Genomic DNA, 15,278 nt, shown 5'->3' on the forward strand with positions numbered 1-15,278 from the left:
AACACCCAAGCAATTTGCTGACGCAGATTGCGGTGGTGAAGATGATACGAACCGAAAGTTCGCAACGAACCACGAACATCACATATCCGGATTGGCTGGAGTGTCTACCAAGACATTCTGGCAACAGAATTTCTTGACGACCATAGAGCATTGGAACCACCTGATCCCATCCCGAACTCAGCAGTGAAACGATGCATCGCCGATGGTAGTGTGGGGCTTCCCCATGTGAGAGTAGGTCATCGTCAAGATTCATTTCGCAAAACCCCTATCTGCGCACGCAGGTAGGGGTTTTGTCTTTAAGTAGGAACTACAGAGATTCGCAGGCACGTCCGATGGACGGGCCAGCACACAGAATTTCTTGACGACCATAGAGCATTGGAACCACCTGATCCCATCCCGAACTCAGCAGTGAAACGATGCATCGCCGATGGTAGTGTGGGGCTTCCCCATGTGAGAGTAGGTCATCGTCAAGATTCAAACCCAAAGCCCCTGTCTGCGCTGCAGACAGGGGCTTTGTCTTTTCCAGGCCATAACGCTAAAGCCAGGGCGATACCGGTATAGGAGCGTGCGGCTACCGCGAGGTCAGAACTGATAGCTGACGGTGGCACTCACATTGCGTTCTTCACCCATGTAGCAGTAGTCCAAACTGGCACACGAGGTGATATAGCTCTCGTTGGTCAGGTTGTTGGCGTTGAGGCGAACATCTACACCTTGAAGGCCGAGCTTGCCCAGGTCATAGCCGATCGAGGCGTCGAACAGGGTGTAGGCGGGCACTTTCATGCTGTTTTCCGCATCGGCCCAGCTGTACCCCACATATCGCACCCCACCGCCCAGTCGCAGGCCATCCAGAGGCCCCTGCCGGAAGTTGTAGTCAGCCCAAAGGGAGAGCATCTGTTTCGGCGCCTGGGTTGGCGAATTACCCTTGTTGTCCAGGTTGCCGGATACAAGGCTGGGCATGGACTTGGTGTACTCGATGTCGGTGAAGGTATAGCCGCCCAGCAACTTCAAGCTGTCGGTCAGCTGCATATGGGCCTCCAACTCCAGCCCTTGCGAGCGTACTTGGCCTACAGGGCGATAGAAATCTTCGTCAGGCTGCTTGGACGCCAGGTTCTCCTGCTCGATGCGGAACAACGATGCGGTAAACAGGTTGTCGCTGCCGGGTGGCTGATACTTGAGACCGGCCTCCCATTGGGTGCCCTCGGTCGGTGCCAATGGGCGACCGTTCTGGTCGGAAACGGTATTAGGATTGAACGACTCCGAGTAGCTGACATAAGGCGCAATGCCGTTTTCGAACAGGTAGAGCACTCCGGCGCGGGTACTGAACCTGGAGCGTTGGTCACTGACCTTGCTGTTGCTATCGCGGTTTTCCTCGGACACCTTCACCCAATCCTGGCGCAACCCCATGGACAAGCGCCACTGGTCCAGTTCCACCAGGTCCTGCATGTACACGCCCGTTTGTTGCAAACGCCGCTGGTAGCGATTTTCGCCCAGCACCTGCAGGTTGCCATTGCCGTACTGCGGGCTTCCGGCATCCAGCGGGTCGACTGTGCCGTAACGCCAGGCCACATCGGCCTTGCGTCGTTGATAGTCGGCGCCCAGCAGCAAGGTATGTTTGGCGACCCCTGTAAAGAATTCCGCCTGCAGCATATTGTCGATGATGTACGAATGCAGGCGCTCATCACCGCCGGTGTAGGCGCGGTTGAGGATATTACTGTCGGCATCCGCCCAACCGGCGGAGTACACCTGGTCCATCGACACGTCCGAATCCTGGTAGCGGAAATTCTGCCGCGCCGTGAACACGTCGTTGAAGCGGTGCTCGAACTGGTAGCTGAACGACTGCTGGGTGCGCTCATAGTTGTCGATACCCGGCTCGCCCTCGAAGAAATGGTCCGACAGGCGCAAGCCGTTGCGCTTGTGCAGCATGCCATCTGCTGGGTTGCCGCCGTGGTATCCGCCGTTGGGGTCGTGTTGCAGGTAGGCCTGCAAGGTAAGCGAGGTGTCCTCGCTGAAATCCATGCTGATTGCCGGCGCGATGGCGTAGCGTTCTTCCTTGTTGTGGTCGAACTGCGTGTCGGAAGCATCCGCAAGGCCAGTCAGGCGGTAAGCAATGCGCTTGTCGTCATCCACAGGGCCACTGAAGTCGAAGCCCATGCCGCGCTGGCCTTGGGTACCGACCGTTGCCTGAACCTGACGATAGCGGGTAAACAACGGCTTTTTGGTGGTGAGGGCGACCAGGCCTCCGGGTGAGCTTCGGCCATACAACACCGAAGAAGGCCCCTTCAGGATGTCTATTCGTTCCAGGAAGTACGGGTCCACCTGCATGGTGCTGTAGGTACCATTGTCCCCCATCGACTTGAGCCCATCGACATAGATATTGTCCACCGAGCCGTCATTGAAGCCACGCATGGCCACATAGTCGTAGCGGTGAGTCGCACCGTAGGGATTGGTCAGTACCCCGGGCGTATAGCGCATGGCCTGGGCAACCGTCTGTGAGCCTTGGTCCTCTATCTGCTGACGGGTAACCACCGAGACTGATTGAGATGTCTCTACCAACGGCATACTCGTCTTGGTGGCTACCTGGCTGTGGGTAGCGTTGTAACCGTCCATGCTGCCTAGTGCATTGCCCAGGGTGAAACCGCGGACATCGGTGTCTGGCAACGACAATGCTGCGCCTTGCGGCTGTGCTTGCAATACATAGCTGCGCCCATCCTGGCTGACCGCCTCCAGGCCGCTGCCATTGAGCAACTGGCGCAGTGCCTTGTCGGTAGGGTATTGCCCCTGCAGGCCGTTGGATTGCAAACCCTGCGTGAGCTGCGGCGTAAATGAGAGCGTGATGCCGGCCTGTCGGGCGAACTGATTGAGCACATCATCCAGCTGGCCAGCCGGGATTGCATAACGTGGGCTGAGTTCGACAGTTTCAGCTGCCACAGATACCGGCATGGCTGTTGTCAGCCCTAACGCAGTACCAAACAGGGCGGCTCTGACGGCTTTGCGCAGCAGGGTTGAGTCTAAGACAGGTCGAAAATCATTCGCATTGAGTAGGCGCGTGTTCGTATGGGCGGTAGGCATGATGGGTCCATCAAGAGTGAGGGCGGGAGGATCGCTTACTGTCCTTGCCGGACCGGTAGCCAAAACCCGTCAAAAAAGCTGTAGGGACGCGTCGCGGCCATGAAGGCAACAGCCACTACCAAGTCAGGCCAACCCCTCCACACGCACCCACCAGCGTGTGAGTTGGCGAAGCTGCACAGGCAGTGTCCGTGGCAGTACCAGCAACAGTTGCTCCGGATCATCCAGGCGGAATACGCCTGACATGCGCAAGTTGGCGATGTCATCGCTGCAGCCCAGGTAACCGTGGCGATAACGGCTGACCTGCGTGAGAAAGTCGGCCAGGCGAATGTCGCGGGTGACGATCAGCCCTTCCGTCCAGGCCATCCCATCCATGTCCACCTGGTCGAGCCGGTAGGCGCCTAGCGCATCCAGGCGCCAGTTTTGGCCACTTTCGATCCACTCGGTAGGGGCTTGGTCAGGCCGATGTATCGCGACCCTGCCATGGCTGACACTCACCCGCGTGCAATCGCTGTCCTGGCGTGCCACGAAGCGTCCGCCGAACACTTCCAGCAACCCGTCGCGAGTTTGTACCAGAAGCTGCCGCTGCGGGTTGCAGGTAATCATCAACTCCCCTTGCTTCAGGCGGAGCAGGTGCTGCCGCTCAGTGGAAGCCAGGTCTACCGCACTGCGGGTATTCAGTTGCAGCAGCGTTCCATCGGGAAGCCGGAAGGTGCGCCTTTCGCCGGTGCCGGTGGCATAGTCCGACGTCCAACTGCTGGTGGCGTCAAGGTCGTTGGCCAGCCATGCCGCTGAACCCAGCATTGCCACTCCGCCAAGCAGCTTCAAGGCCTGCCGGCGATGCAGGCGGCGCTGGCTGCTCTCCAGGGTCTGCAAGGCCAACCCGGCTCCTGGAATGGTGCGCAGGTCCAGTTCCTGTTGCAGGTGAATCACCCGTTGCCAAGCCTGTTCGTTTTCGTGGCGGGCGCTGCGCCATTGCGCACACTGTTGCTGCAGTGCAGGGTCATGCCCGTTCTCGCGCAGTTTCAGCATCCACTGGATGGCCTGCTTGACCGACGTTGCATCAGGTTGTGCGGCGCTCATCGATCGCACTCGTCCGTGTAGCGCAACAGGTAGCAATGGTAGAGCGCATCGGCGATGTAGCGCTCCACGGTACGCACCGAGATTCCCATCTGTTCGGCAATGGCCTGGTGCTTGAGCCCCTCGCATTGGGCCAGCAGAAATGCACGCCGTACCTTGGGCTTGAGGCCGTCGAGCATGCGCGCGATGCGCTCCAGCAACTCCAGCAGCAGCTCCCGGGTTTCGGCCGAAGGGGCTTGCGCTTCCGGCATATGGGCAAGCGCCTCGAGATAGGCTCTGTGCAGTTCCTCGCGTCGCCAGTGATCAATCACCAGTCCACGCGCGACTGTCCGCAGGAAGGCCCGTGGCGTGTTCAGTTGCAGGTGTTCACGCCGCTGGAGCAGGCGCACGAATGTGTCCTGGGCCAGGTCCGCGGCATCGGCGGCATTGCCCACCGTGCTGCGCAGCCAGGCATGCAACCAGCTGTGGTGGTCACTGTAGAGCGTTTGCAAGGAATCGTTGCTGGGCATGGGCGGGGACACTGCCGTCAATGGACATGAATGATAATTAGTCTCATTGTTGGCAGTGGCGAATCAATTTGCAACCCATGGCTGCCCCCTGCTTGCAGTCAACGCCCGGTTAACGCCCCAACTGGGTATCCAGGTACGTGCGGATTACCCGTGCTGCGGTATTGAGGTGCCTTTCCAGTACCGCTATCGCTTCATCTACCAGCTTGTCGCTGGCGGCATCCACCAGTGCGTTGTGATCGTCCTGGGTAAGCTTGCCCAAGCCCATGGTAGAAAGATGGAACCGCAGGAAGCGTTCTTCTTCGTTCAATTCGTCTTCGATCAAACGCAGCAATTTCTTGTTAGGTGCCTTGTTGTACAACGACATGTGGAACAGGCGGTTGAGACGGCCGATTTCGGCATGCCGGGTTTCGTTCTCCAGTTGCTGGATATACCCGCGGGCGCTGGCAATGTCGCTGGCATCAAGTAACGGGATGGACTGACGCAGCGCCTCGGTCTCAAGCAGGACGCGCAGGGCATAGGTATCCACCGCGTCCTCCCCAATCAACGGCGCAACCACTGCGCCCTTGTGCATCTCGACTTTCAACAATGATTGAGCTTCGAGCTGGCGCAGGGCCTCGCGCACCGGCATGCGACTGACGCCGAACAAGGTCGCGAGCTCTTGTTGTCGCACGGCAGTACCTGCGGGCAAACGGCCATCAAGAATGGCGCTGCGCAGGCGTTCTTCAATCACTCCACGGGCCTGGTGCGGCAACAGCTGCTCGCTGGCCAGCACATTGCTCAATTTGATTTTCTGGGCCACGCGACGTCTGCCTCAACGATGACTAAACTTGGATCCAATGACACTAGTAGAGCTCTCGGGAGTATCAAACCCGCACCTCAGTGGAACGGACGCCCCAAAAGCGCGGCTATGGTGGATGAAGACGCCGGGCAAAGGAAGCGCTCCATAGAAGGTTATAACTAGAAAGTGTAGGTCGTCTGACAAGTGGATGCATGATTGCAGGGTGCCATTGTTTTTTGCCGCTGCAAGCCGCACCATCGCTGCTTTCGACAGGCCGGAACAGGGCTTCGCAGTGGCGGTATCCTGGATGCTCAAATCCGTTGTGCAACGTATCGGCCTTGCTGCGCTGCTGGGCAGTTTGCTGCTGGGCGGACTGCACGCGGATTGGGACTTTTCCCAGATCAGCCGCAAGTCGCAGGCCCTGTATGGCCCGCTGGGGAGCGGGCAGGGCCGTATCGATGCCTGGCAGAACCTGATGGCTACCCAGAAGCAGGGTACGGAGCTCGAGCGGCTGCAGGTGGTCAACAGCTTCTTCAACCAGCAACTGCGCTATGTCGAGGACATCGACCTGTGGCACGAGGTCGATTACTGGGCTACACCGGTCCAGGCGCTGATCAAGGGTGCAGGGGACTGCGAGGACTACGCCATCGCCAAGTATTTCAGCCTGAGGCGCATGGGTATCCCCAGCGAGAAACTGCGTATCACCTACGTCAAGGCGTTGCGGCAGAACCGGGCGCATATGGTCCTGACCTATTATTCAAGCCCACAGGCACAGCCATTGGTGCTCGACAGCCTGATGGACGCCATCAAGCCGGCGAGCCAGCGTACCGACCTGCTGCCGGTTTACGCTTTCAATGGCGAGGGGCTGTGGCTGACGGGGGCCGCTGGTAACAAGAAGGTCGGCGATACCAAGCGGCTGTCACGCTGGCAGGATCTGTTGAAGAAAATGCAGGCCGAAGGGTTCCCGGCCGAGCCGGTTTACTGAAGGAGCACAGATGTCATTGTTCAAACAATTGCTGTTGGCCATTTGCCTGTTCCTGGTGGTCGCCTTCAGTGGCAGTTTCATGGTCAGCCTGGAAAGTTCGCGCAGCCAGTACGTCAACCAGTTGCGCTCGCACGCCCAGGACGCGGCGACGGCGCTGGCGCTGTCGCTGACGCCGAATATCGACGACCCGGCGATGGTGGAACTGATGGTCAGTTCAATCTTCGACAGCGGTTACTACGCGAGCATCAAGGTCATCGACCTGGGCTCCAATGCGGTACTGGTGGAACGCCATGCCGAACCGGACCCTGGCGGTGTGCCACGCTGGTTCATACGCCTGATCGGCCTGGAAGCCGCCGGTGGCGATGCCATCGTCAGCCGCGGTTGGCAGCAGGCCGCACGTGTTGAAGTGATCAGCCACCCGATGTTCGCCATTGCCAAGCTCTGGCAAAGTGCCCTGGGCAGCCTGGGCTGGTTGCTGCTGTGTGGCGCGGCCAGTGCGGTGCTCGGCGCCTTGCTGCTGCGCCGCCAGTTGCGCCCGCTGGATTATATGGTCGAGCAGTCCCACGCTATTGCCCGCCGCGAATTCCTCAGCCTGCCAGAGTTGCCGCGTACGCCCGAGCTGCGCCGCGTGGTGCAGGCGATGAACCAGATGGTCGAAAAGCTCAAGGCCCTGTTTACCGAACAGGCCGAGCGCAGTGAGCGGCTGCGTGCCGAGTCCTATCAGGACAGCTTGACCGGGTTGTCCAACCGGCGTTATTTCGAGATGCAGCTGAACACCCGTGTAAGCAACCTGGAAGAAGCGCGCGCTGGCTACCTGCTGTTGCTGCGGGTACAGGGGCTGGCAGGGTTGAACGCCCGCCTTGGTGGTCAGCGTACCGACCAGTTGCTGCAGGCCGTGGGCGAGCAGTTGCGCCGCACCTGTGCCAGTTACCCGGAAACCAACGACCTGATCTCCCGCAGCCGGGGTGGCGAGTTTGCCGTGCTCGCCCCAGGCATGGTGCATGAAGAGGCGGTGCATCTTGCGCAGGCCCTGGAAGCGACTTTGCACAGCCTGCATGAGACGGGCGCCAGTGACATCGACCCGGTTGCCTGCATCGGCCTGGCACCCTACAGCCCAGGTGATTCACCGCAGGCACTGCTCAAGCTTGCCGATGAGGCCTTGGCCCGCGCCGAGAACCAGCCGACGCCGGGTTGGGTCTGCCTCGAACAGGGCGTTGCAGCCGTGGCGGCCGACAGCCAGCATGCCTGGCACGAGCGGCTCGACCAGGCGTTCATCGGCGGGCGTTTCGAGCTGTTCTTCCAGCGGGTGGTGGATTGCGGCACTGGGCAACGGGTGCTGCACCACAAGGTGATTTCACGCTTGCAGGACGGCCAGGGCGATGCGCTGCCGGCAGGCCGCTTCCTGCCCTGGCTGGAACGCTTCGGCTGGATGCCACGACTGGATGTGCTGGTGCTGGAGAAAGTGCTTGCGCACCTGCGCGGGCATGACCAGGTGCTGGCGCTGAACCTGTCTGCAGCGACCCTGGCCGACCCCAAGGCCTTGCAACGTGTCTTCGAATTGCTGAGCCAGCATACAGTGCTGGGGCCGCGGCTGATTTTCGAGATCGGCGAAGAGCAACTGCCCGAGCAGTCAGCTCTGGAACAGCTGACCCGACGCCTGCACGCGCTTGGCTTCGGTCTGGCACTGCAACGCTTTGGCGGGCGTTTCAGCATGATCGGCAACCTGGCGCACCTGGGCCTGGCGTACCTGAAGATCGACGGCAGTTATATCCGCAACATCGACCATGAGCAGCACAAGCGGCTGTTCATCGAGGCGATCCAGCGCGCGGCACACAGCATTGACCTGCCGCTGATTGCCGAGCGGGTCGAGACGGAAGGGGAGCGGTTGGTGTTGCGCGAGATGGGTGTGGGCGGAATCCAGGGGCAGTTGGTCGGCGAGCCTGCGCCCTGGCGCTGACAGCTTGCAGGTATCCCGAGGAACGATGCGCTACCGGAGCGGCCTTGTGTCGAAAATGGGCCGCTCCTACCGCGAACTAGGCCATCAACGCTCGCGCAGCGCCTCTGAACGCGCCTTCATGATCGGCTTGAGCAGGTAGCTCATGATGGTCTTCTTGCCGGTCATGATGTCCACCGTGGCCACCATCCCCGGAATGATCAGCAACGGTTTCTCGTCAGTTCCCAGGTGGCTGCGGTCAGTACGCAGCTTGATCAGGTAGTAGGTGGTCTTCTTGTCTTCATCGGTGATGGTATCGGCGCCAATCTGCTCGAGTTTCGCCTTGAGCCCACCGTAGATGGTGTAGTCATAGGCCGTGAACTTGACCGTCGCCTCCTGCCCCGGGTGCAGGAAGGCGATGTCCTTGGGCAGGATTTTCGCCTCGATGACCAGCGTATCGTCCAATGGCACCACCTCGAGTATATCGCTGCCAGGCTGGATGACCCCGCCAATGGTGTTGACCAGCAGCTGTTTGACGATGCCGCGCACTGGCGACGTGACCATGGTACGGTTGACCCGATCGTCCAGGGCCTTGCTGGTCGCAGTGGCCTTGTTCAACTCGGTACGTGCTTCGTTCAGCTGGGTCAGCGCTTCGCTGCGGAATCTGCCGCGGGTCTCTTCAATCTTGCTTTGCACCTCGCGAATTGCCGCTTCCGCCCGCGGGATGGCCAGCGCGGTGGAATCCAGCTGGCCACGGTTCTCCACTTCGGCACGACGCAGGCGCAGCACTTCGACCTGAGAGATCGCACCGGTAGCCACCAACGGCTCGGACATGCTGATTTCCTTGCGCAGCAGCTCCAGGCTGTTGGCGTACTGGGCGCGTTTGGAACTATATTCACGCAGCTCCTGCTGGCGCTGTACCAGCTGTTGTTGCAGGCCGCCGATCTCATCCTGCAGTTGCTGGCGCCGGCTCTGGTACAGCGACTCTTCACTGGCGGCCTGGCTTGGTGCGGCCTTGCGCAGCGCTTCGTCGATCTTCAGAGGGCGGTCTTCAACTTCGGCACTCAGGCGCTCAACCCGCAGGGCCATGGACAGGCGGTCGGCCTCGGTCTCCCCAACGTTGGAGGCGAAGCGGGTCTCATCGAGGCGCAACAATGGCTGGCCCACTTCGACGATCTGCCCTTCCTTGGCGAAAATCTCGGCGACAATGCCGCCTTCCAGGTTCTGGATCTTCTGTACCTTGGATGACGGAATGGCCTTGCCTTCGCCCCGCGTGACTTCATCGATGGGGGCGACGCTGGCCCATACGATAAGAAACACGAAGAACAGGATCACGCCCCAGATGGTCAGCCGCACGACCCGCGGTGCGTCCTCGATCAGGGCCTTGTTTACCTCGGGCAGGGGCTGGCCGCCCAGTGAGTCGGAGCCTTTGAAATAGCGGCGCAGGCCATCCTTGAATTGCCCCATATCCAGCTTATGCAACACTGATCTGCCCCTTCTTCAACGCATCCATGACCGCGGCCTTGGGGCCGTCGGCAACAATCTGCCCGCGATCGATCACGATCAGCCGGTCTACCAGCGACAGCAGCGAGGCACGGTGCGTGACCAGCAGCACGGTCTTGCCTTCCACCACTGCTTGCAGGCGTTGCTTGAGGCGTTCTTCACCGGTGTTGTCCATGGCGCTGGTCGGCTCGTCCAGTAGAAGGAGCTGCGGGTTGAGCAGCAGGGCACGGGCAAGGGCGACGTTCTGCCGCTGGCCACCGGACAGGTTCTGTCCACGTTCACCTACTTGCAGTTCGTAGCCGTCCGGGTGCAGCCGGGCGAACTCATGGACGCCCGCCAGTTCGGCGGCTTGCAGGATCAACTCGTCCTCGATGTAACGGGCGCCGCTGACCAGGTTGTCGCGCAAGGTGCCCGCCAGCAACTGGATGTCTTGCGGCACGTAGCCAATGTTGTGACGCAGTTCGCTGACGTCGATCTGGCGAATGTCCACGCCGTCGACCAGCAGCGACCCGCCATCGGCCTCGTAGAGGCCGACAATGAGCTTGGCCAGCGAGCTCTTGCCCGAGCCGCTACGGCCAATGATGCCCACCTTCTCGCCGGGGCGGATGGTCAGGTTGATGTTCTTCAGGGCCTGGTTCTGCTGGTTCGGATAGGTGAAGTCAACCCCGCGGAACTCGACGCTGCCCTGCAGCACCTTGCGGCTCAGCGGGCGCTCTTCGAAGTTGCGCTCTTGTGGCAGCTCCATCATGTGGTCGGTGGAGACCATGGTCACCTTGGCCTGCTGGTAGCGGGCGAGCAAGCCGTTGAGCTGGCCCAGCGGGCCGAGGGCACGGCCGCTGAGCATGTAGCATGCAACCAGGCCGCCCATGCTGAGGTTACCGTCGATGATCAGATAAACGCCGACGCAGATCATCGCCACCCCTGCCAGTTGCTGGATCAGCAGGGTGATGTTCATCGCCAGGCTCGACAGTAACTTCACCCGCAGTTCCAGGCGGCTGAGGGTACCCAAGGTCTGCTCCCACAGGTACTGGCGTTCACTTTCAGCATTGTTGACCTTGACCGCATCCAGGCCGGCCAGCGTCTCGATCAGGCTGGACTGGCGCTCGGAGGCCAGAGCCATGGTCCGCTCCATGGTCGCCATCAGTGGCCGCTGCAGGGCATAACCGATACCCAGGGCCAGTGGGAAGGCGATGATCGGGATCCACACCAGGTGCCCGCCAATGACGGCGATGACCACCAGGATGAGGACGGTAAACGGCAGGTCGATCAGGCTGGTAAGGGTCAGCGAGGCGAGAAAGTCGCGCAGGCCCTGGAACTCGTGAATGTTCTGGGCAAAGCTGCCGACCCTGGCCGGGCGGTACTTCATCGACATGCCGACGATACGTTCGAACAGGGTTGCCGAGATGATCAGGTCGGTCTTCTTGCCCGCCAGGTCCAGGCACAAGCCACGCAGGCCCTTCAGGATAAGGTCGAAGATATAGGCGCCGGCGATACCGATGGCCAGTACCCAAAGGGTCGAAGTGGCCTGGTTGGGCACTACCCGGTCATACACGTTCATCACGAACAAGGGGGCGGCCAGGGCAATCAGGTTGATCACCAGGCTGGCGGCGATCGCATCGATGTATAGCCACTTGCTGCGCAGCAAGGTGTCACGGAACCATGATTTCGCTCGCGGGATGAGGTTGCCGTGGTTGACGTCGAACTTGTGCTGCGGCTGGGCGAAGAACACCCGGCCACTGTAATCGCTCTGCAAGGCTTCGCGGCTGACATGGACCTCGCCACCGTCGCTCTCGCTGAGCAGCAGACGTGCAGTGTCTTCGTTTTCCCAGCCCAGCAGGACGGCACTGCGGCCTTCCTTTAGCAACAGCATGGCCGGCATGGCGATGCTCGGGATCTGCTCCAGCTTGCGCTGCAACAGGCGCCCCTGCAGCCCGGCTCTGGCGGCAGCACGAGGCAGCAGCTCGGGGCTCAGGCGCTGGGCTGGCAGCGGCAGGCCGGTGGTCAGCATGACCCGGCTGGCAGGCTTTTGATGCAGGACACACAGGCTCAGCAGACTATCCAGCAGGGGATCGTCATGCTGACTGCGTGGATCGTGGCTGAGTTGGACTCGACTGACTTCGGATTCCACGCGGCGCTCTCTTCATCCTTGTGGTGGGTGGGAAGGGTGATCGGCCGTTGAGGTCGACTGGCTCACCTTGGCGTTTCAAATACTGCTGCCAGGCAGCTTTCACGAGGGCTGCGGCGCCTGATGCCCGGGCAACCGGCCAATGGTCGCCTCGAATCGATACTGAGTAAACAATTCTACGGTCTTCATTCCTGCGCGACGATGCCTCATGGTTGTTTCATTGTTGAAACATTCAGCGTAAAAGCGAGGGCTGATTTCCAGCATAGCCTGCCAGACAGTTGGCGTCAGGGATGCAATAGGATTAGTCCTCTAACGTTGTCATTAATCAGGCGCTGGCATGTTGACGGTTTTCGACATCTAGTTAGTCAAAATTCATGTACTCAATCCGCTGGCTTCCATCAGGCCTGGTTGTGGCAATGCGCAATGCGTTGTCCGGTTGAGCTCGTAGTATCCGTACGGTTCTTTTTTATCTCTTTGATCTGACGCAAATCGTCGCGTCGGGTTAAGCAGTGCTGCGGGTGGCTGCCGAACGAATTTGCCTGCGAACCCGATTCCGCTTGGCTTGCGGCGCGTATCAGCCTGCCATTCGGCAAGGTTTATGCTTGTCCTCCCTCCGTGGCACGGGTTGGGGAAAGTCATCCAGAATATTGGCGCCTCCCTCCAATACAGATCCCGATGAACGGTTTGGCTGGCGCCATTTCGGTGGCTATCCAAATACATGAAACAGTACTTGAAGAGGCTGTCGCGCGCGCTTTTGATGACGTGCGGCAGTTGTTCTCGAGAAACGGTTGGCTAAGGTTCAAATATCAATGTGACATTACATTGCCGATTGTTTAGGATGGCATGTATAAGGTCAATAGTTTGGCAGTTGTACGCCCAAAAATCGTTGTAGACGAAATATTGACGCGAGAAAGCGTCAAGAGATCATCGACATAGTTCCGCCTGAAGTGGCTTGCGAGTGCCGCTCTGGCAGGGAAGTACCCATCGGGTCACACGGAGAGTCCAATGAGCAGCGTTGTAGCCATCGTCAAAAGTATTGTCGGCCAGGTTATTGCGGTATCCCCAGAGGGCATCCGGCGTGTCTTGATCGAAGGTGACCGTCTGTTGGCGGGTGAGGAAGTTCTCACCGGCCCGGGTGGCGCGGTCACTCTGGAACTTGCCGATGGCCGTCTGCTCGACTTGGGCCGCGACAGCCAGTGGAGCGCTGATGCGCCGGACAGCAGCGCTGACCTTAGCCAGGCGACTGCCCAGGCTGCACCTTCGGTGGAAGAGCTGCAGCAAGCGATCGCGGCTGGTGTCGACCCGACTACCGCGCTCGAAGCGACTGCGGCTGGCCCATCGGCAGCGGGCGGTGGTGGCGCGTTGGGCGGTGGTCACAGCTTCGTCATGCTCGAGGAAACCGCGGGCCGGGTTGATCCTACCGTCGGCTTCCAGACAGAGGGGCTGGGCTTCGCCGCCGCGTCTGGTGATGAATACGTTGGCGTGCTGGACACCACCAGCAATACCCTCGTGACTACGCCGACCACGGAAGCCAACGTCGCTACTGGCCTGGTTCTTGGCGCTACCCCTTCAATCAGCGAAGCGGGTGGCGTTATCGTTTATACCGCCACGGTTGGTCAGGCGCCGACCAGCAACCTGGTTGTCACCCTGTCCAACGGTGCAGTGATCGTCATTCCCGCTGGGCAGACCAGCGGTAGCGTCAGCGTGGTAGTGCCCGCGAACGATACCCCGTACATCGACGGTGGCCAGATTTCGGCGACAGTGACGGGTACCAGCGGTGGTAACGGACTGACGGTGACCGTGCCGCAGACGCCGACGGTTACCCAGATTACCGATACCATCGATACCACCACCGCGACCCTGACGGCCACTCCGTCTGTGACCGAAGGTGGCGTGATCACTTACACCGTGACGCTGAGCAACCCTGCCCAGACCCCGGTGACCGTGACTTTGTCCAACGGCCAGACCATTACCGTTGAAGCCGGTAAGACCCAGGGCAGTGTCGATTTCGAGACCCCGGCGAACGACGTCTACAACAATAGCTCGACCGTCAGCACCACGATTACCGGTGCGACCGGTGGCAACTTCGAACAGCTGACCCCGAATCCGACCCCGGCTCAAACCACGATCAACGACTCGGTTGATGTCACCACAGCGACCCTGACGGCGACGCCGTCTGTGACCGAAGGTGGCGTGATCACCTACACCGTGACCCTGAGCAACCCTGCCCAGACCCCGGTGACCGTGACCCTGTCCAACGGGCAGACCATTACCGTTGAAGCCGGCAAGACCCAGGGCAGCGTTGACTTCGAGACCCCGGCGAACGATGTCTATAACAATGGCTCGACCGTCAGCACCACGATTACTGGTGCCACCGGTGGCAACTTCGAGCAACTGACGCCGAATCCGACCCCGGCCCAGACTACGATCAGCGACTCGGTCGATGTCACCACTGCGACCCTGACGGCCACGCCGTCGGTGACCGAAGGCGGCGTGATTACCTACACCGTGACCCTGAGCAACCCGGCTCAGACCCCGGTGACCGTGACGCTGTCCAACGGTCAGACCATCACCGTTGAAGCTGGCAAGACCCAGGGCAGCGTCGACTTCGAGACCCCGGCGAACGACGTCTACAACAATGGCTCGACCGTCAGCACCACGATTACCGGTGCGACCGGTGGCAACTTCGAACAGCTGACGCCGAACCCGACCCCGGCTCAAACCACCATCAACGACTCGGTCGATGTCACCACCGCGACCCTGACGGCGACGCCGTCGGTGACCGAAGGTGGCGTGATCACCTACACCGTGACCCTGAGCAACCCGGCTCAGACCCCGGTGACCGTGACCCTGTCCAACGGCCAGACCATTACCGTTGAAGCCGGTAAGACCCAGGGCAGCGTCGACTTCGAGACCCCGGCGAACGACGTCTACAACAATGGCTCGACCGTCAGCACCACGATTACCGGTGCGGCCGGTGGCAACTTCGAACAGCTGACGCCGAACCCGACCCCGGCTCAAACCACCATCAACGACTCGGTCGATGTCACCACAGCGACCCTGACGGCGACGCCGTCGGTGACCGAAGGTGGCGTGATTACCTACACCGTGACCCTGAGCAACCCTGCCCAGACCCCGGTGACCGTGACGCTGTCCAACGGCCAGACCATTACCGTTGAAGCCGGCAAGACCCAGGGCAGTGTCGATTTCGAAACCCCGGCGAACGACGTCTACAACAATGGCTCGACCGTCAGCACCACGATTACCGGTGCGACCGGTGGCAACTTCGAACAGCTGAC

The 15,278-nt window shown here is 60.4% G+C and carries 9 protein-coding genes and 2 rRNA genes; 5 read left to right on the forward strand and 6 right to left on the reverse strand.

Translation table 11 applies throughout. The features are described 5' to 3' along the window. Positions 1-132 precede the first annotated feature (132 nt). Positions 133-248 (forward strand): 5S ribosomal RNA (gene rrf / locus QSV36_RS12240). Between the two features lie 109 nt (positions 249-357). Further along, positions 358-473 (forward strand): 5S ribosomal RNA (gene rrf, locus QSV36_RS12245). Positions 474-582: 109 nt separating this feature from the next. Here the strand turns inward: rrf (QSV36_RS12245) and QSV36_RS12250 are convergent. From QSV36_RS12250 to QSV36_RS12265, 4 genes are all read right to left on the reverse strand, one after another. Next, positions 583-2,997, reverse strand: coding sequence for a TonB-dependent siderophore receptor (locus QSV36_RS12250; RefSeq protein WP_289131874.1), 2,415 nt, complete (start codon positions 2,995-2,997; stop codon positions 583-585). A 195-nt stretch (positions 2,998-3,192) separates the two neighbouring features. After that, the gene (locus QSV36_RS12255; RefSeq protein WP_289131863.1) at positions 3,193-4,149 is read right to left on the reverse strand and encodes a FecR domain-containing protein; all 957 of its coding nucleotides are present in this window, start codon (positions 4,147-4,149) and stop codon (positions 3,193-3,195) included. Further along, a complete protein-coding gene (locus QSV36_RS12260) occupies positions 4,146-4,655 on the reverse strand; it encodes a sigma-70 family RNA polymerase sigma factor (RefSeq protein WP_289131865.1) in 510 nt (169 codons plus the stop codon). Before QSV36_RS12260 ends, QSV36_RS12255 begins: the two co-directional genes overlap by 4 nt. Positions 4,656-4,764: 109 nt before the next feature. Then, a complete protein-coding gene (locus tag QSV36_RS12265; RefSeq protein ID WP_289131867.1) occupies positions 4,765-5,454 on the reverse strand; it encodes a GntR family transcriptional regulator in 690 nt (229 codons plus the stop codon). A gap of 202 nt (positions 5,455-5,656) precedes the next feature. On the opposite strand from QSV36_RS12265, the gene lapG reads away from it, so the two are divergent. Together lapG and lapD are read left to right on the forward strand one after the other, a co-directional pair. Further along, a complete protein-coding gene (gene lapG, locus QSV36_RS12270; protein ID WP_289131868.1) occupies positions 5,657-6,418 on the forward strand; it encodes a cysteine protease LapG in 762 nt (253 codons plus the stop codon). 10 nt (positions 6,419-6,428) lie between these two features. After that, complete coding sequence (gene lapD / locus QSV36_RS12275; RefSeq protein ID WP_289131870.1) at positions 6,429-8,375, forward strand: cyclic di-GMP receptor LapD; 1,947 nt, start codon at positions 6,429-6,431, stop codon at positions 8,373-8,375. Between the two features lie 84 nt (positions 8,376-8,459). On the opposite strand, the gene QSV36_RS12280 is transcribed toward lapD, so the two are convergent. Together QSV36_RS12280 and QSV36_RS12285 are read right to left on the reverse strand one after the other, a co-directional pair. Further along, the gene (locus tag QSV36_RS12280) at positions 8,460-9,818 is read right to left on the reverse strand and encodes an HlyD family type I secretion periplasmic adaptor subunit (protein WP_225780777.1); all 1,359 of its coding nucleotides are present in this window, start codon (positions 9,816-9,818) and stop codon (positions 8,460-8,462) included. 7 nt (positions 9,819-9,825) lie between these two features. Beyond that, positions 9,826-11,982, reverse strand: a complete 2,157-nt coding sequence (locus QSV36_RS12285; RefSeq protein WP_289131871.1) for a type I secretion system permease/ATPase — start codon at positions 11,980-11,982, stop codon at positions 9,826-9,828. 1,002 nt (positions 11,983-12,984) lie between these two features. On the opposite strand from QSV36_RS12285, the gene QSV36_RS12290 reads away from it, so the two are divergent. Next, positions 12,985-15,278, forward strand: a 2,294-nt coding sequence (locus tag QSV36_RS12290) for a retention module-containing protein (RefSeq protein ID WP_289131872.1), incomplete at its 3' end; no start/stop codon positions are given.

It is taken from the genome of Pseudomonas sp. BCRC 81390 (genome assembly GCF_030341915.1).
In the GTDB taxonomy this organism is placed as follows: Bacteria; Pseudomonadota; Gammaproteobacteria; order Pseudomonadales; family Pseudomonadaceae; genus Aquipseudomonas.

Coding starts and splice junctions, on each gene's coding strand:
- QSV36_RS12255 (WP_289131863.1), bottom strand. CDS start 4,149: ATGAGCGCCGCACAACCTGATGCAACGTCGGTCAAGCAGGCCATCCAG.
- QSV36_RS12260 (WP_289131865.1), bottom strand. CDS start 4,655: ATGCCCAGCAACGATTCCTTGCAAACGCTCTACAGTGACCACCACAGC.
- lapD (WP_289131870.1), top strand. CDS start 6,429: ATGTCATTGTTCAAACAATTGCTGTTGGCCATTTGCCTGTTCCTGGTG.
- QSV36_RS12280 (WP_225780777.1), bottom strand. CDS start 9,818: ATGGGGCAATTCAAGGATGGCCTGCGCCGCTATTTCAAAGGCTCCGAC.